Origin of the sequence: Polaribacter pectinis, from assembly GCF_014352875.1 — a bacterium.
Classification (GTDB): domain Bacteria; phylum Bacteroidota; class Bacteroidia; order Flavobacteriales; family Flavobacteriaceae; genus Polaribacter; species Polaribacter pectinis.
The window spans coordinates 2,777,388-2,802,327 of sequence record NZ_CP060695.1; the positions used below are offsets into that span (position 1 = coordinate 2,777,388).

At 30.0% G+C, this 24,940-nt stretch carries 27 protein-coding genes; 13 read left to right on the forward strand and 14 right to left on the reverse strand.

The annotated features are described in order from the left end of the window. Window positions 1-53 precede the first annotated feature (53 nt). Genes pheS through H9W90_RS12490 form a run of 4 tightly spaced genes read left to right on the forward strand, consistent with a single transcriptional unit; the run spans window position 54 to window position 2,238 of the window. Entirely contained in the window at window positions 54-1,073 is a 1,020-nt protein-coding gene (pheS, locus tag H9W90_RS12475) for a phenylalanine--tRNA ligase subunit alpha (RefSeq protein WP_088352451.1), read from the forward strand. Beyond that, window positions 1,073-1,342 (forward strand): hypothetical protein, encoded by a 270-nt coding sequence (locus tag H9W90_RS12480; protein ID WP_187481919.1) that lies wholly within the window; start codon window positions 1,073-1,075, stop codon window positions 1,340-1,342. The genes pheS and H9W90_RS12480 overlap by 1 nt, the downstream gene beginning before the upstream one ends. Before the next feature lie 41 nt (window positions 1,343-1,383). Beyond that, window positions 1,384-1,806, forward strand: a complete 423-nt coding sequence (locus H9W90_RS12485; protein WP_187481920.1) for an META domain-containing protein — start codon at window positions 1,384-1,386, stop codon at window positions 1,804-1,806. A gap of 36 nt (window positions 1,807-1,842) precedes the next feature. Further along, the gene (locus H9W90_RS12490) at window positions 1,843-2,238 is read left to right on the forward strand and encodes a hypothetical protein (protein ID WP_187481921.1); all 396 of its coding nucleotides are present in this window, start codon (window positions 1,843-1,845) and stop codon (window positions 2,236-2,238) included. 1 nt (window position 2,239) lies between these two features. Here H9W90_RS12490 and H9W90_RS12495 read toward each other — a convergent pair whose 3' ends face one another. Continuing rightward, window positions 2,240-2,728 (reverse strand): hypothetical protein, encoded by a 489-nt coding sequence (locus tag H9W90_RS12495; protein ID WP_187481922.1) that lies wholly within the window; start codon window positions 2,726-2,728, stop codon window positions 2,240-2,242. Window positions 2,729-2,739: 11 nt separating this feature from the next. Continuing rightward, complete coding sequence (locus H9W90_RS12500) at window positions 2,740-4,215, reverse strand: Na+/H+ antiporter NhaC family protein (RefSeq protein ID WP_187481923.1); 1,476 nt, start codon at window positions 4,213-4,215, stop codon at window positions 2,740-2,742. A gap of 170 nt (window positions 4,216-4,385) precedes the next feature. Between H9W90_RS12500 and H9W90_RS12505 the strand changes: the two genes are divergently transcribed. Further along, a complete protein-coding gene (locus H9W90_RS12505) occupies window positions 4,386-4,928 on the forward strand; it encodes a pyridoxamine 5'-phosphate oxidase family protein (RefSeq protein WP_187481924.1) in 543 nt (180 codons plus the stop codon). A 3-nt stretch (window positions 4,929-4,931) separates the two neighbouring features. On the opposite strand, the gene H9W90_RS12510 is transcribed toward H9W90_RS12505, so the two are convergent. Both H9W90_RS12510 and H9W90_RS12515 read right to left on the reverse strand, forming a co-directional pair. Beyond that, window positions 4,932-5,366: a TerB family tellurite resistance protein gene (locus H9W90_RS12510; RefSeq protein WP_187481925.1), complete on the reverse strand. Its 435-nt coding sequence runs from the start codon at window positions 5,364-5,366 to the stop codon at window positions 4,932-4,934. 127 nt (window positions 5,367-5,493) lie between these two features. Continuing rightward, complete coding sequence (locus H9W90_RS12515; RefSeq protein WP_187481926.1) at window positions 5,494-8,778, reverse strand: S8 family serine peptidase; 3,285 nt, start codon at window positions 8,776-8,778, stop codon at window positions 5,494-5,496. A gap of 82 nt (window positions 8,779-8,860) precedes the next feature. Between H9W90_RS12515 and H9W90_RS12520 the strand changes: the two genes are divergently transcribed. Beyond that, on the forward strand, window positions 8,861-10,519 hold the full coding sequence (locus tag H9W90_RS12520; protein ID WP_187481927.1) for a glycerol-3-phosphate dehydrogenase/oxidase: 1,659 nt from the start codon (window positions 8,861-8,863) through the stop codon (window positions 10,517-10,519). Window positions 10,520-10,786: 267 nt separating this feature from the next. Next, window positions 10,787-11,122 carry a hypothetical protein gene (locus tag H9W90_RS12525; RefSeq protein WP_187481928.1) on the forward strand — a complete coding sequence of 112 codons (336 nt, stop codon included), beginning with the start codon at window positions 10,787-10,789 and terminating at the stop codon, window positions 11,120-11,122. A gap of 49 nt (window positions 11,123-11,171) precedes the next feature. Here the strand turns inward: H9W90_RS12525 and H9W90_RS12530 are convergent, their stop codons facing one another. Next, on the reverse strand, window positions 11,172-11,876 hold the full coding sequence (locus tag H9W90_RS12530; protein WP_187481929.1) for a TIGR04283 family arsenosugar biosynthesis glycosyltransferase: 705 nt from the start codon (window positions 11,874-11,876) through the stop codon (window positions 11,172-11,174). A 22-nt stretch (window positions 11,877-11,898) separates the two neighbouring features. Here H9W90_RS12530 and H9W90_RS12535 point away from each other — a divergent pair, with 22 nt between their 5' ends. Continuing rightward, complete coding sequence (locus H9W90_RS12535) at window positions 11,899-12,660, forward strand: DUF547 domain-containing protein (RefSeq protein ID WP_187481930.1); 762 nt, start codon at window positions 11,899-11,901, stop codon at window positions 12,658-12,660. A gap of 60 nt (window positions 12,661-12,720) precedes the next feature. Here the strand turns inward: H9W90_RS12535 and H9W90_RS12540 are convergent, their stop codons facing one another. From H9W90_RS12540 to H9W90_RS12550, 3 genes are read right to left on the reverse strand one after another with little or no spacing between them, the layout of a single operon-like run. Next, window positions 12,721-13,989, reverse strand: a complete 1,269-nt coding sequence (locus H9W90_RS12540) for an MFS transporter (RefSeq protein ID WP_187481931.1) — start codon at window positions 13,987-13,989, stop codon at window positions 12,721-12,723. A 4-nt stretch (window positions 13,990-13,993) separates the two neighbouring features. Then, a complete protein-coding gene (locus tag H9W90_RS12545) occupies window positions 13,994-14,653 on the reverse strand; it encodes a hypothetical protein (protein ID WP_187481932.1) in 660 nt (219 codons plus the stop codon). A 43-nt stretch (window positions 14,654-14,696) separates the two neighbouring features. Next, window positions 14,697-15,692, reverse strand: coding sequence for an NAD(P)H-dependent glycerol-3-phosphate dehydrogenase (locus tag H9W90_RS12550; RefSeq protein ID WP_187481933.1), 996 nt, complete (start codon window positions 15,690-15,692; stop codon window positions 14,697-14,699). Window positions 15,693-15,787: 95 nt separating this feature from the next. Between H9W90_RS12550 and H9W90_RS12555 the strand changes: the two genes are divergently transcribed. Genes H9W90_RS12555 through H9W90_RS12565 form a run of 3 tightly spaced genes read left to right on the forward strand, consistent with a single transcriptional unit; the run spans window position 15,788 to window position 17,270 of the window. Next, complete coding sequence (locus H9W90_RS12555) at window positions 15,788-16,657, forward strand: alpha/beta hydrolase (protein WP_187481934.1); 870 nt, start codon at window positions 15,788-15,790, stop codon at window positions 16,655-16,657. A 1-nt stretch (window position 16,658) separates the two neighbouring features. Then, complete coding sequence (dut, locus tag H9W90_RS12560) at window positions 16,659-17,090, forward strand: dUTP diphosphatase (protein WP_187481935.1); 432 nt, start codon at window positions 16,659-16,661, stop codon at window positions 17,088-17,090. 27 nt (window positions 17,091-17,117) lie between these two features. Next, window positions 17,118-17,270: a PspC domain-containing protein gene (locus tag H9W90_RS12565; RefSeq protein WP_088352470.1), complete on the forward strand. Its 153-nt coding sequence runs from the start codon at window positions 17,118-17,120 to the stop codon at window positions 17,268-17,270. 2 nt (window positions 17,271-17,272) lie between these two features. Here H9W90_RS12565 and H9W90_RS12570 read toward each other — a convergent pair whose 3' ends face one another. The 3 genes from H9W90_RS12570 to recA form a co-directional block, all read right to left on the reverse strand. Continuing rightward, a complete protein-coding gene (locus H9W90_RS12570) occupies window positions 17,273-17,809 on the reverse strand; it encodes a GNAT family N-acetyltransferase (RefSeq protein WP_187481936.1) in 537 nt (178 codons plus the stop codon). A 2-nt stretch (window positions 17,810-17,811) separates the two neighbouring features. After that, window positions 17,812-19,497, reverse strand: a complete 1,686-nt coding sequence (locus tag H9W90_RS12575) for an amidohydrolase (RefSeq protein WP_187481937.1) — start codon at window positions 19,495-19,497, stop codon at window positions 17,812-17,814. A 105-nt stretch (window positions 19,498-19,602) separates the two neighbouring features. Then, window positions 19,603-20,610 carry a recombinase RecA gene (gene recA, locus H9W90_RS12580; protein ID WP_088352471.1) on the reverse strand — a complete coding sequence of 336 codons (1,008 nt, stop codon included), beginning with the start codon at window positions 20,608-20,610 and terminating at the stop codon, window positions 19,603-19,605. A 108-nt stretch (window positions 20,611-20,718) separates the two neighbouring features. Here recA and H9W90_RS12585 point away from each other — a divergent pair, with 108 nt between their 5' ends. Then, window positions 20,719-21,513: an aldose 1-epimerase gene (locus H9W90_RS12585; protein ID WP_254712489.1), complete on the forward strand. Its 795-nt coding sequence runs from the start codon at window positions 20,719-20,721 to the stop codon at window positions 21,511-21,513. 4 nt (window positions 21,514-21,517) lie between these two features. After that, window positions 21,518-22,084 carry a pseudouridine synthase gene (locus tag H9W90_RS12590; RefSeq protein ID WP_302849815.1) on the forward strand — a complete coding sequence of 189 codons (567 nt, stop codon included), beginning with the start codon at window positions 21,518-21,520 and terminating at the stop codon, window positions 22,082-22,084. Between the two features lie 177 nt (window positions 22,085-22,261). Here the strand turns inward: H9W90_RS12590 and H9W90_RS12595 are convergent, their stop codons facing one another. The 3 genes from H9W90_RS12595 to H9W90_RS12605 all read right to left on the reverse strand — a co-directional run bounded on the left by H9W90_RS12595 (window position 22,262) and on the right by H9W90_RS12605 (window position 24,811). Continuing rightward, window positions 22,262-22,849, reverse strand: a complete 588-nt coding sequence (locus H9W90_RS12595) for a porin family protein (RefSeq protein WP_187481938.1) — start codon at window positions 22,847-22,849, stop codon at window positions 22,262-22,264. Window positions 22,850-22,867: 18 nt separating this feature from the next. Further along, window positions 22,868-23,647, reverse strand: a complete 780-nt coding sequence (locus H9W90_RS12600; protein ID WP_187481939.1) for a membrane metalloprotease — start codon at window positions 23,645-23,647, stop codon at window positions 22,868-22,870. Window positions 23,648-23,758: 111 nt separating this feature from the next. Continuing rightward, window positions 23,759-24,811, reverse strand: coding sequence for a hypothetical protein (locus tag H9W90_RS12605; protein WP_187481940.1), 1,053 nt, complete (start codon window positions 24,809-24,811; stop codon window positions 23,759-23,761). Between the last annotated feature and the right edge of the window lie 129 nt (window positions 24,812-24,940).

Below are 24,940 nucleotides of genomic sequence, written 5' to 3' on the forward strand. Positions count from 1 at the left end.
AGTGATAAAACTCTACAAAAAACACTAAATTTGCCCCATAATTTTACCCGAAAATGTTAGATAAAGTAAAAGAATTAATTGGTGATGTAAAAGCATTTAAAGCTACTACCAAAGAAGAAGTTGAAACATTTAGAATTAAATATTTAGGAAGCAAAGGTTTGCTAAAAGATTTATTTTCTGAATTTAAAAATGTAGATGCTTCCATGCGTAAAGATTTTGGACAAGCATTAAACAATTTAAAAAAATCTGCAGAAGGTAAAGTTGCAGAATTAACAGATGCTTTAGACAATTCTTCGAGTCAAAAATCTTTTTATGGAGACTTAACAAGGCCTGCAGAACCAATTGAGTTAGGTTCTCGTCATCCAATCTCTTTGGTGAAAAATCAAATTATTGAAGTTTTCAATAGAATTGGTTTTACGGTTTCTGAAGGACCCGAAATAGAAGACGATTGGCATAATTTTACTGCATTGAACTTGCCAGAATATCATCCTGCAAGAGACATGCAAGACACGTTTTTTATTGAACAAGATCCAGATATTTTACTAAGAACACATACTTCTTCTGTACAAGTTCGTTATATGGAAGAAAATCAGCCTCCTATTAGAACTATTTCTCCTGGAAGAGTTTTTAGAAATGAAGATATTTCTGCAAGAGCACATTGTATTTTTCATCAAGTGGAAGGTTTGTATATTGATACTGACGTTTCTTTTGCCGATTTAAAACAAACACTTTTATACTTTACGAAAGAGATGTTTGGGAAATCTAAAATTCGTTTACGTCCTTCTTATTTCCCATTTACAGAGCCAAGTGCAGAAGTAGATATTTATTGGGGATTAGAAACAGAAACCGATTACAGAATTACAAAAGGTACAGGTTGGTTAGAAATTATGGGTTGTGGAATGGTAGATCCTAATGTGCTTAAAAACGCAAATATAGATCCTACAAAATACTCTGGTTACGCCTTTGGAATGGGAATTGAACGTATAGCAATGTTGTTATATCAAATACCAGATATTAGAATGTTTTATGAAAATGATAAACGTTTCTTGGAACAGTTTAAGTCTGTAATTTAATGAATTACTTTACACAATTTTGGGACGAAGGAAGAGATGACGAATACTCGAATTGGGGAAACTCTACTTGGTATTTTGAAACCAATGATGCTGATGAAATTTTGAAACAAATTACTGTGTATCAAAATGGAAAAGTTTTAAAATATAGTGAAGAAAACCCAAAAGATGAGTTTGGAAATTTAGGTGAACATACTTTAACAATCGAAGATTGTGATGGTACAGAAATTTCTAAAGAAGATTTCCTTGAAATTTGGGTTTCTAAACAATAAATTGGTATACTTTTTGAAATATTTTTTCTAAAATAAATACAATGAAAAATATACTTTTAATTTTTTGTACAATTCTTATGGTTTCTTGTGGTTCAAATTCAGAAAATAAGAAAACCAAAGTAGACTTTTTAAATACTGTTGAAGGAACTTGGACTGTTTCTGAAATACAGAATATTACAAAAGAAGAACTTACCAAAACTCAAAAAACTCCTATTATTAAATTTGAAGGAGAAAAAGTTAGTGGTAATAATGGTTGTAATAACTACTTTTCATCCATAAATACTATTGATGAAAAAACCATCAAATTTTCAATGTTTGGTGAAACAAAAATGATGTGTGCAGAAATGAAAATTTCTGATGCTTTTAGTTCACTATTATCAAAAATAGATACCTATTCTGTTGCTGAAAATACGTTGAATTTCTTTGATTCTGAAGGACAAAAAATACTCGTTTTTACAAAATAATAACCTTTTAATTATTCTGAAATAAATTCAGCATACATGAAAAAAGACATTAAAATACCAGAAGTTACAGACGTAGAAATGGCTGTTGTATATGAGTTTAACGACATTTACAAAACTAATGATTGGAATGTATATTTAATCAACAATAAAAATGTTGATTTAGAAATGGTAGTGATTGTTTCTCAAGGTTTTTCAGAGAAAAAAACGACTTCTTTATTACGTAAAAAAGTAGATAAACTGCCCGCAAATTCTTTCGCAAAAATTGAATTTATGCAACCAGAATTATTCAAACTAAATAATCGTTTTCAAGTAACTTTTTTTGAAGGAAATACTTTGTACGAAAAAACGTTTTTATTCAAAGAAAATACCGTTAAAGAAGGTGCATTAAGAGAAATTCCTGAATTGAAAAAACGTGGGGTTTTGGCAAAGTAAATTAATCAAAATCAGCTTCTAGTTTAACCAAGTTGGCTATATCCTTATTTAAATATTTGATACTCACCTTTGGTGGGATAGAAATCTCAATACATGTTTCAGCAAAAACTAAACTTTCTGAAGATAATTTGGATTGAAAGTCATTAGACATTAACAATGATTTTAAAATCAACTTAAACATTTTCTTATCCTTATACTCTTCATATAATTCATCAATTTCTTTTTTGTCTATTTCTTTAAATCTACTAAAATGAATTTCTACAGAAGGCGGAATTGAAACTCCAACAATTAATCTATTTGTTCTAAAACCTGCTTTTTCTAATAAAGGTAAAACATTAAAAACATCTTTAACATAGTCAATAAACTTGTTTTTTGTATTTGTTCCTAAATCTCCAATTTTAGAAAGTCCGTTTTTAAGTTGATCTAGAATTTGGTCAGCACCATCACTAATTGTTTTCGTTGTCTTTTTTAATATTTTGTTGTCTTTCATAAAATTTATTTTTAGCCAAAAAACCCAATAATCAAATACAAAATAACAGTAATTGCACCACCAACCAAAGCATAAGGCAATTGTGTTTTTACATGATCTATATGATCGCTAGCAGAAGCCATAGAAGATATTATAGAAGTGTCTGAAATTGGTGAACAATGATCTCCAAAAATTCCGCCTCCTAAAGTTGCTGCAACAACAATTGTTAAATCTGCGCCATGAATATTTGCCATTGGAACAGAAATAGCCAACATAATAGCAAAAGTTCCCCAAGAAGTTCCTGTAGAAAAGGCTATAAACGAACTAATTACAAAAACAACAGCCGGTAATAATTCTGGCGATAACCATTCTTTGGTTGCATTAGCAACATAAACTCCAGTTTCTAATTCTTTACAAGCGTTTCCAATTGCGAATGCTAATAACATTAATAAAGCCAAAGGCATTAATTCGCTAATTCCTTTTAAGGTTAAGTTTACAGCTTCTTTAGGCTTTAAAAAACCTTGAATCATATACATAATAATTGCCACTAAAAGTGCTGTAATTACAGCATATAAAACAGATGATGAACCTGAACCTGCTCCAATTGCTTGTTTTATATGATCGAAAGTGGATGAGAATTCTTTGACTTCAGCCCAACCTGTGTAAATTAAATTTATTGGCATCATAAAAACCATTGTTGCTAAAGGCACAACCATATTATACGCTCTTGCAGGAATTCCTTCTTTTGGCGGAAATGATGTAACCTCATCTGAAACCATTGGTTTGGAATTTTCGTTCATTAATAAACCTGTTTCTTTTGTTCTTTTTTCAGCTTTTTTCATTGGGCCAAAATCCTTTCTTGATAAAATGATAAAGAATAAAATTCCGATGGCTAAAAGTGGATAAAAATTATATTTAATAGAAGAAATCATGACTGCAAAAGGCTTGTCAATTCCTTGAGTTAGTAACAATCCCATAATAAATGCGCCCCAAGCATTGAAGGGAATTAAAATTGATGAAGGTGCAGAACTTGAGTCTGCAATGTAAGCGAGTTTTTCACGCGGAATTCCTAGTTTATCGAAAATTGGACGATATAAAGTCCCAACTGTTAAAGAAGAAATACTTGTTTCTACAAATAATAAAAGTCCTGTAAAAGTTGCCAAAACCTGAACCATTACTTTGCTATAACCTGATTTCTTATTTTCATATTTTACCAATTTTTTATTTATAATATTGATAAAACCCTCTACTCCTCTCGAAAACTGAATAAAAATTAATAATGCACCAACCAAAGCACTAAACATAATTGTTCTTGTACTTCCTTTGTCTTGAAAAACGTCTACCATTCCTTCAATCATGGCTAAAGTTCCATTTAATGGATTCCAGCCTTCGATTATCAACCAAGAAAACCAAATTCCGAATAACAAAGCGATATAAACTTGCTTTGTTTTTAGTGCTAAAATAATGGCTACAATTGGTGGTATTACTGAAAGAAATCCATATTCCATGAAAGATGATTTTAAAAAGCCCATCCTAACCTTCCCAAAGGGAAGGAACTCTAAACTTTGTGAAAAACCATAAATGTAAATTATTTTTTTAAAACGTATAACCTTTATATTGATTTTGTATTTAAAGTGGTTACTTGTATCTTTAAAAAATCAATTTAACAAGTGACTATATGTCTAAATTTTACACAAAACTTACTTCCAGAGTTCAGAAATTTATGGAAGCTCAAAAAATGTTTTTTGTTGCTACTGCTCCAAATGAAGGAAGAATAAATTTATCTCCAAAAGGAATGGATTCTATTCGAGTTGTAGATGAAAACCGAATTCTTTGGTTGAATTTAACTGGAAGTGGAAACGAAACTGCTGCTCATATTTTAGAAAATAATAAAATTACCATGATGTTTTGTTCTTTTGAAGGTACCCCAAATATTCTTCGAATTTATGGAAAAGGAAAAGCGATTCATCCTAAAGATAAAGAATGGGAAGATGCTATTAAGTTATTTCCAAATATACCAGGTGCAAGACAAGTTTTTGATATTACTGTTGAAAGCGCACAAGATTCTTGTGGAATGTCTATTCCTTTTTATGAATATAAAGGGGAAAGAAATCAATTAAATGATTGGGCAGAAAGCCAAGGAAAAGAAAAAATAGCACAGTACTGGGAAGATAAAAACCAAACTAGTATTGATGGAAAACCCACTGATATTTTAGGTTAGATTCTAAATACTATCTACTTTTTTAATTGCAAGAATAAAATCGTCTAAATCAATATTTTTTATCACTAATTCTATAGCTTCTACACAAACCTTTTCTGCTCTATCGTTATGAAAATGTAAACCAATAGCGATTTTTTCAAACAACTTTTGCTCTTTTAAATGCACTTCTCCACTAGCCAAAACCATTTTGGTTAAACGATATAAACGCTCTATTCTTTCGTCGTAACTAACTGGTGGGTTTATTGGAAATTTTTCTGGGTTATTTAAAATAACTGTAAATTCTTCTAAACTTATATTAAGTCTATTTGCAGTCTTAAGCAACAAGGCTCTTTCGCCGTCGCTAATTTTTCCATCGGCTTTTGCTATTTTTACAATGTTTGCAAAGTGTCCGATTTCTTTTTTATGTTCTCCGTTAAAATATAAATCTGATATTGACATTTCTTTTTTTATAAAAATAAAAAAAAGAAAAGACAAACTATGTTAAATTTATACTTTTGCAAAAAATTAAAAAGAGCCAAAATATAATTAATTTTGGCTCTTTTATTTGTTTTCAACAAAAAAGAAATTATTTAGTAATAATAATCTTTTTAGTTGCTTTCTTATTTCCTTGTGATATACTTAATAAATACACCCCAGAAGAAACGTTTTTAGTGTTAATTTCTTTAGTGAAAATTAAGTTTGATGGTTTGTCTAAAGTAGTAATTACTTTTCTTCCTTGCAGATCGAATAAGGTTATAACAACGTTATCAGATGTAGCGTTATTCAACTTAATATTTAAAACATCTTTGGTTGGATTTGGCCAAAAAGAAACGTTATCTAAAGAAAACTCATTAATTGTTAATGTTTTTTCTTCTATTATAATTATTTGATTTGCCAACCATCCATTTGCAGCATTTGTAACATCTACTCTAAATTGGTCTGCAAAAGAAGTAGATTGCGAGTTTACAAATGTTATTTTATTAGAAGAAATATCTGCTTGTGTAAAAGTGTCGCCAGCGTTTAAAGTTATTCCTTCTCTTTGAAGTTGCCCTTTAATTGGTTGTTCTACAAGTGTAAATATTTGCTGTTCTGCTGTTTCTGAAGCAGAAGTTGCTTCCATATTAGCATTTGTTATTGTGTATGTAGAATTTGCATCTAATTTAATTATAGAAGATGTAAGAGAAGGAATACTTGTAATTTCTACAGATGCACAAATAGTAATTGAAGCAGAGTTAATTTGTCCTCCATCAAATAAATCAAAATCATTTACTTCAAAAAGCCAAGTTCCTTTAGACATTAATCCTCCAAAACCTTTTAAAGGTTGTTCTGGTTTTACCATTCCTGAAACAGCAGGTTTTTCTGATCCACATACTAATTCGGCTGCATCGTCATCAAAAGTTACGTTAGAAATATCATCTGTATCATCACATACTTTAGATAATAGCGTTGCTTGTTTTGTACCATTTGCAATTGGCTCTTTTACAACTAATGTTAAATCTTGAACCTCTGAATGTGTAATGTCTACTGTAACTTTAATGTCATTAATTAGTAAATCATCTGTAACTTCTATTGGTACATAAAAAGTTTGATTTGTAGTAAAAGGCATTGCAGAAGCATTTGTAAAGTCTGTTGCAGAGTACACATTTGTACAATCTTCAGAACCTGTTTGAAAACTAAATATTGATGAAAATTCTCCTATTCCACAATCGTTTTTAGGTTTTATTCTCCAATAATAAACAGTACCACTTTGCAATCCTTCAATGCCAAAAGTAGTACTTTTAACATCGCCAGTATAAGCAATGTTAGTAAAAGATGGTGAATCTGATACTTCTACTTTATAGTTGTTTGCGTTTAAATTATTTTTCCAACGTAATTCAATTTTTGTAAAAGAAATCCCTTTTTCTCCATTAGCTGGATATTCTAACTCTGATGGATTATCTGAAAAACTTGGATGATATACTGTTAATCTTATAGTTCTTTTTTGAGTTTCATTTCCGTTATCTCCAATAACTTCAATATCATATGGTCCTGCAGGCACATTTTCTAAATTACCAAAAGTAATTGTAAAGTTTCCATTAGCACTTAAAGACTGGTTAGAGAATGCTGTTGTCATTCCTGCTGGCACACCAGATAAAGTAAAGTCTGTTGTTCCAGCAACTGCTTGTCTATATTCAAAATTAAAAACCGCATCATTTTCTGAACACAATCCTTTTTCTGACGAATCTGCTAAAAATGTAAATTCACCAGAAATACCAGTTACAATTAAAGAAAATCTTTGATCTTCTGCCAAAGTTCCTTTATGAGTAACTGTAATTGTATATTCTCCTGAAGGATTATCAATATCTACTCTTTCGTAAGGATCTACTAAATTATCTCCTTTTTCATTACTATAAACACCTGTTAATCTCCAAGGTTTATATTCATTAGAGCCTTGTGTAACTCTTATATCTAAATCATTAACTAATGCAGCTTTTGGGTTATTTGCAGTTCCATCACTTATTTCTCCTGGCTTGTCTGTCCAAGAAATAGATGCTAATAATGGGTTAAAACCATCTGACTTTACAGTAATTGAGTAGGTGCCTCCATTAGATAAAACTTCTTCAGAAATCCAAGACTCAAAACCATTTTTAGTTATTGTTTCTGCTGCAACTTTTGTATTCATTAAACCCCAACCTGTATGTGGGTCTGGTCCAGCAATATCTGTATCGTCTGCAGTATGTAATGCCAATCCTTTTAAAGTAGCGGCTCTCATAAAGTTACCATAAGATTCTTTGTGATGTTGTTGTAATAATAACAAAGAACCTGTTACATTAGGAGCAGCCATAGAAGTACCTGTAATAGTACTATAAGCATCATCTGAAGATTCATAAGAGGAATATAAACCTGTTCCATTCCCCATAATATCTGGTTTAATTCTTAAATCGTCCATTGGTCCTTCTGAACTTCCAGAGTTTCTAACCACATTAGATAAAGTACCATCTGCATTAATTGTTGCGTCTTGTCCGTTTGCAACAACCATTGAATTTTTAGAAGTTTTATTTGTGTTTATTTTATCAAAAGAACTATTACCTTCTAATGGTTCTGCATTTGCAGAATTATTTCCACCATCATTACCAGCAGAAAATACTGTTAAGTAATAAGGTGCATTATACATTACTTCATCCCATTCTCTAGCAGCTTCTCCATACGCACCAAATGTCCAATCTGGAATATTATCTGCATTAAAACCATAAGAATGATTAGAAAGAAGCATTCCTTCTGCAGCTGCAGCTGTTGTTTCGGCGATATCATTATCCCAATCATTTCCAATACCTTTTGCTTTTGGTGCCATACCTTTTGCAGCTGGTTCAAAACCAGAAGATATTATAGTTCCCATAACATGTGCTGCATGGAAGTTTAACTCTGTAGTTCCATCTCCAATAGAAAATCTATTTTCTCCTCCATCTCCATCATACTCTTGATGAGTAGTTCTTGCTAAACCACCATCCCAAACGTAAGCAGTCATTCCTTGACCTTCTAAATCTAATCCAAGACCACCATCTTTATGTAAAAAGTTTGCTCTAGTAGAAACAGCGGCATCTACATTGTCTGTTTTATAATATAATGGTTTTCCTTCTTCAGAAATTCTCATTAACTCGTAATAAGTCCCATTTTCTGTATATTTAATTTTCCAACCTCTTTGAGTAGCGAGTAAAATTGCTCTGTTTTTTTCTTCTGAAAACTTTTTTTGAAACTTTTCTTTAAGATTTTTTAATTTCGATAAATCATATTCCCTAGTTATATCCTGTTTTTCTTTTGGTGTTTGTGCTGTAATTGAAACAGAAATAAAAAGTAAAAAAAGTAGGGAGATTTTAAGGTATTTGTAGTTCATATAAGGAAATTTTAGCTTTTTTTGTATTTTGCTAACAAATATAGTCTTTTTGATAATTTATTTATAAAATTTAACTTTTACAATGCTAAAATTCTCCTTCTCAAATAGAGAAAAAATTACCAAAGATTTACAGTCCACAGAATTTGATGTTTTAATAATTGGTGGTGGAATTACAGGTGCAGGAATTGCTTTAGACGCAGCATCTCGTGGAATGAAAGTAGCTTTAATTGAGAAAAACGATTTTGCTTCTGGAACTTCAAGTAAATCTACAAAACTAATTCATGGAGGTTTACGCTACTTAAAACAATTCGATTTCTGGTTAGTGAAAGAAGTGGGTACAGAGCGTGCAATTGTACATAAATTGGCACCACATTTAGTCATTCCAGAAAAAATGATTTTACCTTTAATTGATGGTGGAACTTATGGTGAATGGTTAACTTCAATTGGTTTGAAAGTATACGATATTTTAGCTTCTGTAGAAGGTGAAGATAGACGTAAAATGTTAGATAAAAAGGAAGCTTTAGATAAAGAACCTTTGTTACCAAAAAAGATTTTAAATGGCGCTGGTTATTATGCAGAATACAGAACAGATGATGCTCGTTTAACTTTAGAGGTTTTAAAAACTGCGTTAGATTATGATGCAAAAATTATCAATTACACAACAGCAACAGAATTTATTTATGAAGATGAAAGAGTTGTTGGTGCAAAAGTAAAAGATACTTTTTCTGATACACCTTTTAATATAAAAGCAAAATATGTGGTAAACGCAACTGGACCTTGGGTAGATACTTTAAGACAGACGAATCATTCTAAAACCGGGAAACGTTTGCACTTAACAAAAGGAGTCCATTTAGTAGTTGCACACGAAAAATTACCGGTAAAACAATCTGTTTATTTCGATGTTCCTGATGGACGAATGATGTTCGCAATTCCAAGAGGAAGAGTTACTTATTTTGGAACCACAGATACCAATTATCAACAAGATAAAGACAATGTAGAAACGAGTTTGGTAGATGCCACTTATTTAATATCTGCTGTTAATAATATGTTTCCAGAAATTAATATTTCTTTAGAAGATATACAATCTTCTTGGGCTGGTTTGCGTCCTTTGATTCATGAAGAAGGAAAATCGGCATCTGAATTATCTCGAAAAGATGAAATATTTGTTTCTGATACAGAACTAATTTCAATTGCTGGAGGAAAATTAACGGGCTATAGAAAAATGGCAGAACGTATTGTAGATTTGGTTGCCAAGAAATATGAACGCAGATTTGATAAAGAATTTGAAGATATAAAAACAAAAGAATTGGTGCTTTCTGGTGGAACTTTTGAAAATTTTGAAGAGGTTAAAAGCTATATAGATGCCATACACAACAGAATTGCTGAAGTAGATTTCGATGAAAATGATGCAAAATATTTAGTTTATAATTATGGAAAACAAACAGACACAATTTTACAGAAATACGACGATTTATCTTTAGAAATGTCTGAAGAAGGTGAGAAAAAGAAAATGATAAAAGCAGAAGTTTTGTTCTGTATTGATAATGAAATGACTTGCACTCCAACTGACTTTTTTATGCGAAGAACTGGTCGTTTATTTTTCGACAAACCAAGTGTAGAATTACATAAAGATTATGTTCTACAATTATTTAAAAACACATTTTCTTGGGACGAAAAAACCACCAAAAAACATCAACAAGAATTAGATGAAAATCTTAAAACTGCTACTAATTTTCAATAAACTTAACTATTATTTTAAAAACTAAAAATAGACTTTAACTTACTGAATTACAGATAAATTGGGCTGGAATAAAATTTAATTATTTAATAAAAAATATCAAAAAATATTTTGATATATAATTTAAAAATAATTTATCTTTGTTATAGCTAAATATCAATTTTATGGCTTATGAAAATATAGTTCGTTTAACTTCAACAAAAGCAATTTCTTTTAGGGAAAAAGAAAGGCTACTATATTTATTAAAAATAACCTTAAAATTAAAAAACAATGAAAACAATATTCAATTTAGCATTCGTGCTATTTATCTCTGCATCTCTATCTTTTACATCAAAAACAACTATTAACGAAAATACTTTAATAGCAACTTTTCTTGGTATTACAGATGATGATTATTACAAATTTGTAGACAATGACAAGAAGGAAGTTTTATTTTATGATATTGACGAAGAAATAGAAATTAGCTTGTATGACGATGATTTTATCAACAAGAAATTCTCTATTACTTGGGTTGAAAAAGAGATTGAATTAACTGATGAAGAAGGAGATTTAACTGGAGAAAAGAAAAAAGTAAAATCTATTACTAATCTTATGTTATTAAAATAGATTTATAAAATAAAAAACCGTTTTTTGAGTTTCAAAAAACGGTTTTTTTTTATACACTTTCTCTTAACAAACCTTTATAGGTTTTTCTTAATTCTGTTGGGCTTGCACCCAATTTATACTTTAAAAATACATATCCATTAATTAAGTTAACTTTTAACCAGGAATTCTCTTCATATTTTCTTGAACTTACTATTGCCTTAGATTGAACAATTGTATAAGGAATCTTGTTTTTTCTTACTCTATCTATCATTTCAAAATCTTCCATAATACAGTAATCTTCGTTAAATCCGTTTAATTCTTCAAAAATTTCTCTCGTAAAAAACTGGCATTGATCTCCTCCTCCAGTAAACATTCCATCTTTTTTTGTAAAAGAGCTGTTCACGTTTAATAGAAAACTTTCTTTATCAAATTTATAAGCAAAAAAACCTGCTTTATGACCAGATTTTATGGCTTCTAGAATTTTAACATAAAAATCCTTTGGCAAGCAAACATCTGCATGTAAAAATAATAGAATGTCTCCATTAGATTTAGAGGCTCCAAAGTTCATTTGAGCTGCTCTTCCTTTTTTATCAGAGTCAAAATGAATAACTTTACCATAGTTATTACAAACCATTTTGCTTTCATCTATAGATTCTGGAGAATTAGAAATAATAATTTCTATAGGAAACTTGTTAGCTTCATCACATAAAAACGACAACCTTTTAGTAAGGTTTTCTTGTTCATTATATACAGGGATTATAATACTTAACATCATAATTAAACATACGTAAATTTATATGAAACAGTTTTTTTTAATACTTTTTTTAGCATCTACTTTTAATTTCAATGCACAAGATACAGTAAATTATTCGCAGGTTTCGCAAGATTTATTGCAAAACATAATGAATAAAAAATCTTACGACAAGCAAGTAGAAATTCTTGCAAATAGTACTTTGGAAGATTTAACAAATCAGTTGAAAACAGACAATGAAAAAATTGCATTTTGGGTAAATGTTTACAATTCTTTTATTCAAATTTCTTTAACGGAAAACCCTAAAGAATATGAAGATAGAGGTGCATATTTTAAAAAACCAAGAGTTAAAATTGCTGGAGAAACATTGTCTTTTGATGAAATTGAACATGATATTTTAAGGCGCTCAAGAGTAAAATTAAGCTGGGGATATTTAAGAAAATACTTTAGACCAAAATACGAACGTAAATTGCGTGTAAAAAATATTGATTGGAGAATTCATTTTGCATTGAATTGTGGCGCAAAAAGTTGTCCACCTGTTGCGAAATTTACTCCTGAAGGTTTAGATAGAGAATTTGACTTTATGACAACTGAATATTTAAAAGAACAAACAACTTACAATGAGGAAACAAGAACTGCAAAATCAGTATCATTATTTTCTTGGTTTAGAGCAGATTTTGGCGGTTTGTGTGGCGCAAGACAAATTTTAGCAGATTATAAAATTACTCCTAAAAAGCCTAAAAATTTAGAGTTTGCAGATTATGATTGGACATTAAGTTTAGGTAATTTTAGAAAGATTCCAAAGTAAAAAATAGATAAAAGTTACTCGAATTTATATTTTTCGAAAAAAAGAGGATTGATTTTAAAATTAGTCCTCTTTTTCATTTGCTTCTATTTCTTCTGATAAGTCTAATTCTCTTAAAGTAGGATTTACAGCGCCTATTGTAACAACCGTTATTAAAGTCATGGTTCCGCCAAAAACTACTGCTGCAACTGGTCCAATTAATTTAGCAGCTAAACCACTTTCGAAAGCACCTAATTCATTAGAAGAACCAACAAACATAGAATTTACAGAGGAAACTCTTCCTCTCATATCATCTGGCGTTTTTAATTGTAAAATTGTTTGTCTAATTACCATAGAAATTCCGTCTGCTGCTCCACTTACAAACAAAGCTAAAACACTTACCCAGAAAATAGATGATAACCCAAAAGCAATAATACTTAATCCAAAAATAAAGACGGAAACTAACATCTTTTTACCTGTATTTCTGTTGATAGGAATATAAGTTGTTAAAAACATAGTTACAATACTTCCCATAGAAATAGATGCATTTAAAATTCCAAAACCTTCTGGCCCAACTTTTAAAACATCTTGTGCAAAAACGGATAAAATTGCAACTGTTCCACCAAATAAAACAGCAATCATATCTAACGTTAAAACACCCAAAATAGCTTTATTTTGAAAAACGAACTTTACTCCTGCTTTTAAACTTTCTTTCATTGGTTCGCCAATTTTTTTGTTTAAAATTGGTTTCTTTTTAATTAAAAAAGTGAAAATAAAAGCTAAAATTACCAAGATAAAAACCAAACATAAAGTTTTGTCTACACCTATTTTTCCTATAAAAATTCCTCCAAAAAGTGCACCAGAAACTGCGGCAGTTTTCCATGTACTTGTGCTCCAAGTTGCCGCATTATGATAAATTTTCTTAGGAACTAATAACGCTACTAAAGAAAAAATTGTTGGTCCAAAAAAAGAACGTAAAAACCCACCAAAAAACACCAAACCATAAATACAATATAAAACCGAATTTGTAGACCAGCTTTCTAAAATGCTATCTGTAGTTAATAAAAACAACCCTAAACTAATTAGTGAAAAAGCAGCTGTACAAAGGGCTAATAAATTTCTTTTTTCTCTTTGGTCTACAATATGTCCTGCAAATAATGCCATTGAAAATGCGGGAATTATTTCCATTAAACCGATAATTCCTAAAGAAAGTGGATCTTTTGTTATTGAATATACTTGCCATTCAATAACAATAAATTGCATGGACCAGCCAAAAACTAATAGAAATCTTACAAATAAGAAAATATTAAATTCTTTAATTCTTAAAGCTGCGTAAGGATCTTGTTTTGCCATTAATTTAGCTTAATTTCATATCCATTAAAATGGCAAAAGTTTCATTAATATCTTGTTCTTTTACAACAATTGTCATTTCATTTGTAGTAGAAATAATTTCTTGCAAAGGAATATCTGCCCAAGCTAATTGCTTTAGAATAAAGTAGTAAATACCAGATTGTTCTTGATTTTCTTTTGGAAGTTTTATGGTAATTGAAGCCAAGTCCAAAACATTCGAAATAAGCGATTCTTTTTCGAATATTCTATTTACAAAGGGTTCTAAATTTTTACTGGTAACAATATTTGTTTCAAAAATACCTTGAGAAACCGTTAAAAAGTAGTCTGAACTTTCAGAAGATTTCATTAAAATTTTTGCGATTTCTTTTAAAAGTGAAGTAGTATTTTTAAAAGTAAAATCACACAAATCTGATCTTACAATTACGTCTCCTAAATCTAAAGCAAGCTTCTTTATGTTTTTACGAATTCGTAATTCACTTGCTGGAGAAAGTCTATTAATTGCCATCATTACTGCACCAACCTTAACATCTTTCTTTAAAGAAGCAGATACTTCAGGTAAAATAATTCTTGCTAAAGAAGAAACATTAATCAACTTTTCATTGAGTGCTTCTTCAATAAAAGGTGTTTTTCTAATAGTACTTTCTACAACTTCTTGTATTGTTTTCATGATGATTGTTTAATAAAACATAATAATGTTCAAAATTAAACAATTAATCCAATTTATTAGTCAACTTTTTAAATTCTTTTTTCGCGTCTTTATCTGCATATAAAACATTGTAAACAGCATCTATAATTGGAGTTTTTGCACCATTTTCTTTCTTCATTTTATAAGCGCTTTTGGTTGCATAATAACCTTCTGCAATCATGCTCATTTCCATTTGAGCAGATTTTACAGTATACCCTTTACCAATCATATTCCCAAATTGTCTGTTTCTACTAAAAACGGAATATCCTGTAACTAATAAATCTCCTAAATAAGCAGAGTTATTAATGTTACGTTTCATTTTATGAACTTTCTTAATAAAACGTTTCATTTCGCGAATTGCGTTACTCATTAACACAGACTGAAAATTGTCTCCATAACCTAAACCATGAGCAATTCCTGCAGCAACAGCATAAATGTTTTTCAACATTGCTGCATATTCGGTTCCAATAATATCATCAGAAATTTTGGTTTTTATGTACCAACTTTTTAAAGAATTACTTATAATTTTCGCTTTTTGTTCGTCTCTACAAGCAATTGTTAAATAAGATAAACGTTCCATTGCAACCTCTTCTGCGTGACAAGGACCAGTAATTACGCCAATGTTTTCAAACGGAATATCATATTCTTTATTAAAATGTTCTCCAACAATTAAACCTGTTTCTGGCACAATCCCTTTTATAGCAGAAAATATAATTTTGTCTTTTAAAGACTTTTTAAGTTTCTCTAATTCACTTACTAAAAAAGCAGATGGAATTGCAAAAATTAGCACATCATAATTTGCAACTGTTTTGTTTATATCGCTCGTTAAATCTAATTGAGATGCGTTTAATTCTGCTGCTCGTAAGTATTTTGGGTTATGATTATTTTTCTTAATATGTTCTATGGCAGATTTACTTCTAATATACCAACCAACTGTGTCTAAATTTTCTGACAACATTTTTACAATTGCTGTTGCCCAACTTCCTCCTCCTATAACCGCTATTTTTGGTTGTTCATTCATAATTGATTCATTTTAAAATCAAAAGTAAGAAAACTATTAACTTTTAAGGAAACCTTTAGCTATTTATTATATTTGTCATTATTAGTAAACTTCATATGAAAACTAACTTTGTATTACTTTTTTGCTTTTTTTTTATTGTAATTTCCTGCAAAAGAAAGGTTGATAAAAAAACAGAAACTCAACCAAAAGTTGAAGAAAGAAAATCTACCAAAGCTGCCAATGTTTCCATTCTTGAGAAAGAATTTGTTATTGAAGGTTTAAACGATATTTCACATAAAATTTGGTTGTATTTACCACCAAATTACAATGAAACTTCTGAAAATTATGAAGTGATTTATATGCATGATGCACAAAATTTATTTGATGATAAAACTTCTTTTGTAGGAGAATGGGGAATTGATGAAACACTTAATAAACTTTATAATAAAACAGGAAAAAGCTTTATAGTTGTTGGTGTAGAAAATGGTGGCGAAAAAAGAATTGAAGAATATACGCCTTGGAAACACGAAAAATATGGTGGAGGAAAAGGTGCAATTTATGTCGATTTTTTAGCAAATACCTTAAAACCATATATTGATGCTAATTATAGAACAAAAACTGCACCAGAAAATACTGCTATTGTTGGTAGTTCTTTAGGAGGATTAATTTCCTTTTATGGTGGCTTGAAAAAACCAAAAGTTTTTGGTAAAATTGGTGCACTTTCTACTTCTTTTTGGTTTTCTAATAAAGTAAATGATTTTACAAAAGAAAATGGAAATCAGAAAAACTCTAAAATATACTTTTTAGTTGGTGGAAAAGAAGGCGATAACATGGTTCCTGATACTAAAAATATGGCAAATTTATTAGTAGGTTTAGGATTTCCGAAAGAAAATATTCGAACAAACATAGTTCCTGAAGGAAAACATACAGAGTCTTTTTGGAAAGCAGAATTTTTAGAAACAATCACTTTTTTATTCAATTTATAAAATGAACGTACAAATAATTAACAAATCGAAACACGCAACTCCAAATTACGAAACTGAAGGAGCTGCAGGAATGGATTTAAGAGCAAATATTAGTGAAGCAATTACACTAAAACCTTTAGAAAGAGCCATTGTTAAAACTGGTTTATTTATAGCTTTACCTGTTGGTTTCGAAGCACAAGTAAGACCAAGAAGTGGTTTAGCTGCGAAAAAAGGAATTACCGTTCTAAATTCTCCTGGAACTGTAGATGCAGATTATCGTGGAGAAATTGGGGTAATATTAGTAAATCTTTCTAATGAAGACTTTATAGTAAATGATGGTGAAAGAATTGCACAATTAATTATCGCAAAACACGAACGTGTAAACTGGAAAGAAGTTGAAGTTTTAAGTGAAACAGAACGTGGTTCTGGTGGTTTTGGAAGTACAGGAGTTTAAAATAATAATCTAAAAAAAACAAAAATTATGATTTTAGGAGTATGTGAATGGTTGAGTACGAAAACACAGTTTTCAGCAAAAAATATTAGAATAGTTTTCGTTTTATTGGTGCTATTTGCTGGTTTAGGTCTTGGGGCTTATTTAATTTTATGGTTGGTAAAAATTCTATCTAAAGAATAAATTTAGATTTTTTTATAAACCTGACTCATTTTTCGAACCTTATCATGTAATAATTCAAAAGGTAGAAAAATGTGAGAATGATATTGATACCCAAGTTTTTCATAAAATTGAAAAGCTTGTGGTTGCTCATTCATAGCATCTAACCAAATAATTTTGTAGCCTTTTTCTTTAGCTTTTTCTTCCAACCAAGAAAGTAACTTTTTACCAATTCCATTTCCTTGCGTATTTTGATGCAGATAAATACGATGTAATTTTACTTGTTTTTCTTCGGATAAATTAGCGAGTTTTTCATCCCAAACAATTCTAAAATTACCTACAACTTCATCCTTAAAAAGTATAAAATAATAGTCTGCATTATCCACAGAAAGTTCTTTTAAAATGTTTTCTTTTAAATATTGAGAGTTTATATACCAATTGCCATTATCTGTCCAAAAATGTTGGTAAGCTGGAGGATAAATTTCTTGCATCAGCTTAAAAAGAGATTCACAATCTGTATTATGAATCTCTCTTAATTTTATGTTTTCTGAAACTGTAATCAAACTTATTTTTTATAAATTTCTTCACCATCAAAAACAGTTAAAACTACTTTTGTTTGGTTAATTTGATTTGCTGAAATTGTAAAAATATCTTTATCTAAAACTACAAAATCTGCCAATTTTCCTTCTTTTAAAGAACCAACTTTATCTTCTTGTCTCATTACATAAGCGCCATTTAAAGTGTAGGCTTTTATTGCTTCTTCCAAAGAAATATTTTGCGGTACTCTTGTTACTGCATTTTGGATTCCTACAAACGGATTTAAAGAACTCACATTCCAGTCGCTACTTAATGTAATTCGTGCGCTAGCATCTTTTAGCGATTTTATTGGCACTTGATTGTCTGCCAAATCGCTTCCTAATAAATGATCATTATCATGCCAATATTGTGGTTGTGTAAATTCGCCACCAACTTGTGCATCTGCAGTTACATTTAAGGTTTTAAAACGATTTAAATCTGCAGAAGTAACCATTTCTACGTGCGTTAATCTGTGTCTTCCTTTGGTTGTTCCACTTTGTTGAATTGCATTTAAAGCTTCTGTTACGCCACGATTTCCTATTGCGTGAATATGAAAATCGAAACCTACAGCTTCTAATTCTTTAATGTATTTTGCAGTTCTACTTTCTGTAAAATAATTTAATCCATTATTGGTTGGTTGATTAAAAAAATCTTCCTTATAATCTGTATGTAAAGCTGCAGTTGTGTTGTGTGTAATTCCATCAGCATATAATTTTATCTGATTTATTTTTAGCAAACTGTTTTCATCATTAGAAAATAAACTTTTTAAAGTAGCAATTTGTGTATCATCATTTTCTGTTGGATAAGCCCACAAACCTAAATTGAATCTTGCAGTTAATTCGTTATCATCTGCCAATTTTTTCCACGTTTTGTGTTGGTCTCTTTTCCAATAAGTTCTTGCATCTGAAACTGAAGTAATTCCGTATTTTGCTAATTCTGGTAAGACATATTCTACCATTCCTTTGTATTCTCCATCTGCATCATTCAAAGCAGAAACTGCTTGTTGAAAAACAACATCACCAGCATTATCTACCAAAATTCCTTGTAAAACTCCTTTTTCTTTCACAATAATTCCTCCTTGTGGATTTGGTGTTGAAGCTGTAATTCCTGCTAATTCTAAACCTTTAGAATTTATCCACATAGAATGAGACGTTTGTTCCATAATAATTACGGGTCTATCTAAAACTGCTTCATCAATAATTTCTAACGGATTTCTGTTTGCGTTAAAAAGAGTGTTTATAGAATGTCCAAAACCAATAATCCATTCTACATTTGGGTTGTCAGTTGCAGCTTTTTTAATTGCTGAAATATAATTTTCTGGATCTGTTTCATCTTCATTTAAAGTAAAAACTGTTGTTGTAGAACCCACTTCCATAGGATGCATGTGTACATCATGAAAACCTGGTAAAACAACTTTTCCTTTTAAATCTATTCTAGTTGCATTCTCGTCCGTATTTTTTTCAGCTTCAGCATTAGAACCTACAAAAAGGATTTCATTTTCATCAATTAAAATGGCTTCTGCCCAAGGATTTGTAGCATCTGCAGTAAAAATTTTAGCATTAAAATATAATTTTTGTGTGCTTGTTTCTATGGTATCTGTTTTACTAATTCCGTTTTCTTTAGAACAAGATTTTGAAGCAAAAACAACACTAAATAGTATAATTAAAAATTTCATTTTTCTCATTTTCTTTTAAATTGATTGAATATAAAGGTATAAAAAAACTGCCATAGATTGATTACTTCTATGGCAGTTAATAATAATAGTTAGAACTTTTAATACTTATTCTTGATTTTCAATAGCTAATTTTATTTTTCCTTCTAACTCTTCTGCTAAATCTGGGTTGTCTTTAATTAACCCTTTTACAGCATCTCTTCCCTGGCCAAGTTTTGTTTCACCATAACTAAACCAAGAACCACTTTTCTTTACAATACCTAATTCTACACCAATATCTAAAATCTCTCCAACTTTAGAAATTCCTTGTCCATACATAATATCGAATTCTGCAATTTGGAAAGGTGGTGCTACTTTATTTTTTACAACTTTAACTTTGGTACTGTTTCCAATAACTTTGTCTCCGTCTTTAATTTGTGTTCTTCTTCTAATATCTAATCTTACTGAAGCATAAAATTTTAATGCGTTTCCACCAGTTGTTGTTTCTGGGTTTCCAAACATTACACCAATTTTTTCACGTAATTGGTTAATAAAAATAACAGTACATTTTGTTTTAGAAATTGTTCCTGTTAATTTACGTAATGCTTGAGACATTAAACGTGCATGCAGACCCATTTTAGAATCTCCCATTTCACCTTCAATTTCACTTTTTGGAGTTAATGCTGCAACAGAATCAATAACAACAATATCAATTGCGCCAGAACGAATTAAGTTTTCGGCAATTTCTAATGCTTGCTCACCATGATCTGGTTGAGAAATAATTAAATTATCTATATCTACTCCTAAATTTTCTGCGTAAAATTTATCGAATGCGTGTTCTGCATCAATAAATGCTGCAATTCCACCAGCTTTTTGTGCCTCTGCAATTGCGTGTAACGTTAAAGTTGTTTTACCAGAAGATTCTGGTCCGTAAATTTCAATAACTCTACCTCTTGGATAACCACCTACGCCTAAAGCTAAATCTAATCCTAAAGAACCAGATGAAATTGCATCTATATCTTCTGTAACTACATCTCCTAATTTCATTACAGAACCTTTTCCATAAGTCTTATCTAACTTATCTAGAGTTAGTTGAAGTGCTTTAAGTTTTGCTGCTTTTTCTTTATCTGCTGCCATAAATGTTGCTAATTTTATTTTTGAATAAGTGCCACAAGTTACAAAAAACAACTTTCAATTTCCTAATAATTACTATTGATTTTTGTACTATTGTTTCATCAAAAATAAATGATGAAAGATTTTATTAAATTAAAAGATAAAAATAATATTGTAACCATTGAAAAAGGGGAATTAATCTCTTTTAAAGTTGATGGTTCTGAATATATTCACCAAAAAGGAAGCAAAGGTTGGCGAAAATCGGATGACGAAATGTTTCCTATAATTGGCCCTGTTTCTAAAAATAATTTTAGAGTGCATACTAAAAAAGGAGATGCCATTCAAGACCAACATGGTTTGTTACGTGAAATGGATTATGTTTTAATTTCTTCGGATGAAAAGACTGCTAAATTCAGTAAAAAGTATGTAAAAAACACGAAGTTAATCAACAGTAAATATCCTGAAAAATCTACTGAAGGAAAATTATTTTGGCCTTTCGATTTTGCGTTTGAAAAGCATTTTTCTTTAGAAAATAATACACTGAAAATAGATTTTATAATTACTGCTGAAGCTGGAATGCCTTTTATGTTGGGTTATCATCCTGCTTTTTTATTATCGAATTCTGGCACTGATACTTTGGTTGCAAATGGTAAAAAAATTACTTTAAAAGAAATTTACGAAGTTGGACACAATGCTTTTCCTGTTTTAAATATTGATAAAATAATTTTAGAAAATTCGGATAGAAATCATTTAGAGATTTCAACAACAAACTTTAATAATTTTATGTTGTGGACAGAAGTTGATAATATGTTATGTATTGAGCCAATATCGCAATACACTTCTTATACAGATGAAAAATTTTCTGAAGAAAATATGCGTATTTCTTCTGGAAAAGAGGAGTTTTCTATAACTATTAAAGTATTATAAATTGATAAAAAAACACCGTCATTTTATAATTCATAAACCTTGGGGAATGATTTCTCAATTTGTAAATCCTGCAAAAAGGAAGAAAAAATTATTGGGAGATTTACACGATTTTCCTGAAGGAACCATGGCAATTGGCAGATTAGATGTACCGTCTGAGGGCTTATTGCTATTAACAACAGATGGTAAAGTTTCCGCAGAAATTAGATCTAATAAATACGAAAAAGAATATTATGTTCAGGTTGATGGACAAATAAACCAAGAAGCTATAGAACAATTAAAAACAGGTGTAGAAATTGGTTTTAATGGAAAAAAATATCTCACAAAACCTGGAAAAGCATCTATAATTGAAGATCCTAAATTTCCTTTAAGAAGTCAGAAAATTAGAGACGAAAGACATGGTCCAACAAGTTGGATTTCTATAATTATTAGGGAAGGAAAATTTAGACAAGTTAGAAAAATGACTGCTGCTGTTGGTTTGCCAACTTTACGTTTAATTCGCGTTAGAATTGGCGAAATTGAATTGAAGAATTTAGAAGTTGGTGGAGTTATTGAGGTAGATAGTTTTTCCTAACATTTATCATAATTTATTAAAGAAGATAGTTTTAATTTTGTCTTATGGGCAATTCTAATACAACTTTATATATTGTAGCTGGTGTAATTATTTTTCACTTTTTAGTTGGTTTTGGGTATTTAATATACAAAATGACTAAAAAGAGAGAGGAATAAATATTTCTCTCTCTTAAAGTGTCTAAAATTCAAAACCTAAATAAATTTGCCAAACTTCATTTTTTGGCTTGTCTTCATCATAAATATCATTTTGACCAATATGGTATCTTACACCTAGACTTACGCCATTATCACTTTTAAAACCCGTACCAATATTAATTCCCCAGTCGAAATTATTGGGTTCAAATTCTTGTGATGTATCATACAAAACAAAACCTGCATCAAAGGTTTCTTTATGTGAAATAGAAAAACCTATTTGTGGTCCTACTTCCATAAAAAAGTTTTTAAAAGGATAGGCTTTTAACATTAAAGGAATGTTTATATAATCTAACTTTTGAGTATATGTTCCACTATCATCAAGTATTTTATAACCTTGTTGAGAATAGGTAATTTCTGGTTGAATTGAAAATATTTTTCCAATATAAGATTCTCCATAAACACCTATATGAAATCCGTGTAATTTTGCAGTTTCTGAATTTCCATCGAAATTTACTGAAGATAAATTATAACCTCCTTTTATACCTGCTGTTGCTCTCTTATTACTTTCTTGAGCGCTTAATGATATAATACTTGCAATCATAAACGCAACTGTTATATATATTGTTTTCATTTTTTGTTGATTTTAAAATTATTTACCGCCATTTGCTTTTAAATCTGCCAAACACTGTGCGTCTAAAGTTGGCACTTGTCCTCCAGAAATCATACTACCAATTCCTTGACTGGTTTCTGCTGCCCAATACATTAAACAGTCTTCTTCAATACAATGTTTTGGATGGTCTGAATCTTCATGATCGCTTTGTAAATTGCTTCCTAAATTTGTTAAACCTAAGATATGCCCGAATTCGTGATTGATTACTGAAGATTCTAACAAACTTCTTTCTGGTTCAAAAGTACTATCACTTAATCCTTGTATTGTTTCTTCATAAATAACAAAAGAAGTGTTCCAATAAGCAGAACCTAAAATAGAACCTTGGTTATTGTCTCTAGAAGATTTTCCGTTAATAAACAATACCCAAACTGCAATTGTTTCGTTAGAATTGTATTTGGTTCTATGTTCTTTTTCTATATCTACAACTTCATCTAAAGTATACACCGTTTTTCCTGTAGTTGGAATTACTTTTGTTACAAACTCCACTCCATTTGGCTTGTTAGTTCTATTCTGTATAAAGTTTTTAAAATTATTTAAAGCTGTTTCTGTGGGTTTAAAACCTTCTACATAAGCAATTTCTACAATCATTTTTTTAAAAGTATCTGCAGAAAGTAAATCATTTGCAGAAGAACCCGTTGTTTGTCGGTTTAATACAACATTTGTGCTTCCGTTATTTTCTTCATCTATATTTTCTGTTTCTGATGTACAAGAGAAAATAATACAACAAATAAAAACGGTTTTTAAAAAAATATTTTTCATGTAACTTTATTTTAAAACTTTACAACTGCTACAAAATAATGCAACAGTTGTAAAGAACATTCTACTAACTAACTAACTAACTAACTATCCTTTAGAGGCAATATGATATTTTTAAATCTTCTTAAAAGTTAAGGTTACAGATGCATCTGTTTTACTATGTAAACTAATTAAAGTGTTACTATAAGTACTTACTACCCAATCATTACCTAAAGCACTAACTGCTGTATTACTTGCAAATGTTGTGTTTAAGAATACTTCAGTTTCCGAACTTACTGCATACGTTCCTTCGATTTCTCCTGTTGTAGTATTTACAGTGTCTTTTGCAATTAATTTTAAATCGTTTGTAAATTCTATTGTATAATTTACATAATCGTTTGCTGTGTTAACTCCTGCAACAATGTAACTATCTACAGTAAATTTTGCTCCGCTTAAAATTGCTTCTACTTCTACAGCTGTTTCAGCTGCTTCATCTTTTTCGTCTTCAAATTGTACACATTCAGAAATTGAATCTGTAAATTCTGCATCGCTTTTAATTTGTACTTCTGTACCATTACTTAAAGTTGCATTTATTGGATAATTAACTGCAAACAACTCATCACTTTGTAAATCTGTCATAAAAGTATATAATTGCTTTTCAGATTGTACAACAACACTTCCTGTTTGTTCTAGAGTTATATCGTATGTTAACATTGTTATAGGAAAATTGATATCTACACAAGAGATTGCATCTTTTCCTTGTGCTTCTGCACTTTCACATTCTTGTTTTAGAGCATCTAGTTCAGATTGATTATTTACTTTAACTTCAGTATAACTACTTGTTTTTACATTAATAGGAAAACTAAAAGATACTGAATCATTATCATCATTAAATTCTCCCATAATATCTAAAACTGCAGAGAAATCTAATTTACTAATTAAGGTAATTTCTTGTCCATTTACTGTTGCAGTTAATGGAAATAGTAATTCTGTACAAGCGTTACCGTCTAAAAAATCATCATCAGAACCATCATTCATAGCTGCTCTTTCATAATTAGATGCAGTTGGCGATGTAGATGAATTTGCGTTTGGGTTTGTACCTGTTTGGATATTTTCTTCTGATTGACAAGAAGTAAATCCTAATATTGCTGTAATTGCAATTGCTGTAAATAATTTTAATGTTTTCATTTTTGTTGATTTTATAATTAATGTTATTTGTTTCTATAAGTAAAACAACTTTGTTTTATTTTACCCTACTTTTATTTTCGAAAGACTAATTTTGCGCCCTTCTGTTAGTAAAACAACTAAACATTTATT

What these genes read in the sequence shown, in the direction of transcription:
- pheS (WP_088352451.1), top strand. Translation starts at nt 54, where the DNA reads ATGTTAGATAAAGTAAAAGAATTAATTGGTGATGTAAAAGCATTTAAA.
- H9W90_RS12480 (WP_187481919.1), top strand. Translation starts at nt 1,073, where the DNA reads ATGAATTACTTTACACAATTTTGGGACGAAGGAAGAGATGACGAATAC.
- H9W90_RS12485 (WP_187481920.1), top strand. Translation starts at nt 1,384, where the DNA reads ATGAAAAATATACTTTTAATTTTTTGTACAATTCTTATGGTTTCTTGT.
- H9W90_RS12490 (WP_187481921.1), top strand. Translation starts at nt 1,843, where the DNA reads ATGAAAAAAGACATTAAAATACCAGAAGTTACAGACGTAGAAATGGCT.
- H9W90_RS12495 (WP_187481922.1), bottom strand. Translation starts at nt 2,728, where the DNA reads ATGAAAGACAACAAAATATTAAAAAAGACAACGAAAACAATTAGTGAT.
- H9W90_RS12500 (WP_187481923.1), bottom strand. Translation starts at nt 4,215, where the DNA reads ATGGAATATGGATTTCTTTCAGTAATACCACCAATTGTAGCCATTATT.
- H9W90_RS12505 (WP_187481924.1), top strand. Translation starts at nt 4,386, where the DNA reads ATGTCTAAATTTTACACAAAACTTACTTCCAGAGTTCAGAAATTTATG.
- H9W90_RS12510 (WP_187481925.1), bottom strand. Translation starts at nt 5,366, where the DNA reads ATGTCAATATCAGATTTATATTTTAACGGAGAACATAAAAAAGAAATC.
- H9W90_RS12515 (WP_187481926.1), bottom strand. Translation starts at nt 8,778, where the DNA reads ATGAACTACAAATACCTTAAAATCTCCCTACTTTTTTTACTTTTTATT.
- H9W90_RS12520 (WP_187481927.1), top strand. Translation starts at nt 8,861, where the DNA reads ATGCTAAAATTCTCCTTCTCAAATAGAGAAAAAATTACCAAAGATTTA.
- H9W90_RS12525 (WP_187481928.1), top strand. Translation starts at nt 10,787, where the DNA reads ATGAAAACAATATTCAATTTAGCATTCGTGCTATTTATCTCTGCATCT.
- H9W90_RS12530 (WP_187481929.1), bottom strand. Translation starts at nt 11,876, where the DNA reads ATGATGTTAAGTATTATAATCCCTGTATATAATGAACAAGAAAACCTT.
- H9W90_RS12535 (WP_187481930.1), top strand. Translation starts at nt 11,899, where the DNA reads ATGAAACAGTTTTTTTTAATACTTTTTTTAGCATCTACTTTTAATTTC.
- H9W90_RS12540 (WP_187481931.1), bottom strand. Translation starts at nt 13,989, where the DNA reads ATGGCAAAACAAGATCCTTACGCAGCTTTAAGAATTAAAGAATTTAAT.
- H9W90_RS12545 (WP_187481932.1), bottom strand. Translation starts at nt 14,653, where the DNA reads ATGAAAACAATACAAGAAGTTGTAGAAAGTACTATTAGAAAAACACCT.
- H9W90_RS12550 (WP_187481933.1), bottom strand. Translation starts at nt 15,692, where the DNA reads ATGAATGAACAACCAAAAATAGCGGTTATAGGAGGAGGAAGTTGGGCA.
- H9W90_RS12555 (WP_187481934.1), top strand. Translation starts at nt 15,788, where the DNA reads ATGAAAACTAACTTTGTATTACTTTTTTGCTTTTTTTTTATTGTAATT.
- dut (WP_187481935.1), top strand. Translation starts at nt 16,659, where the DNA reads ATGAACGTACAAATAATTAACAAATCGAAACACGCAACTCCAAATTAC.
- H9W90_RS12565 (WP_088352470.1), top strand. Translation starts at nt 17,118, where the DNA reads ATGATTTTAGGAGTATGTGAATGGTTGAGTACGAAAACACAGTTTTCA.
- H9W90_RS12575 (WP_187481937.1), bottom strand. Translation starts at nt 19,497, where the DNA reads ATGAAATTTTTAATTATACTATTTAGTGTTGTTTTTGCTTCAAAATCT.
- recA (WP_088352471.1), bottom strand. Translation starts at nt 20,610, where the DNA reads ATGGCAGCAGATAAAGAAAAAGCAGCAAAACTTAAAGCACTTCAACTA.
- H9W90_RS12585 (WP_254712489.1), top strand. Translation starts at nt 20,719, where the DNA reads ATGATGAAAGATTTTATTAAATTAAAAGATAAAAATAATATTGTAACC.
- H9W90_RS12595 (WP_187481938.1), bottom strand. Translation starts at nt 22,849, where the DNA reads ATGAAAACAATATATATAACAGTTGCGTTTATGATTGCAAGTATTATA.
- H9W90_RS12600 (WP_187481939.1), bottom strand. Translation starts at nt 23,647, where the DNA reads ATGAAAAATATTTTTTTAAAAACCGTTTTTATTTGTTGTATTATTTTC.
- H9W90_RS12605 (WP_187481940.1), bottom strand. Translation starts at nt 24,811, where the DNA reads ATGAAAACATTAAAATTATTTACAGCAATTGCAATTACAGCAATATTA.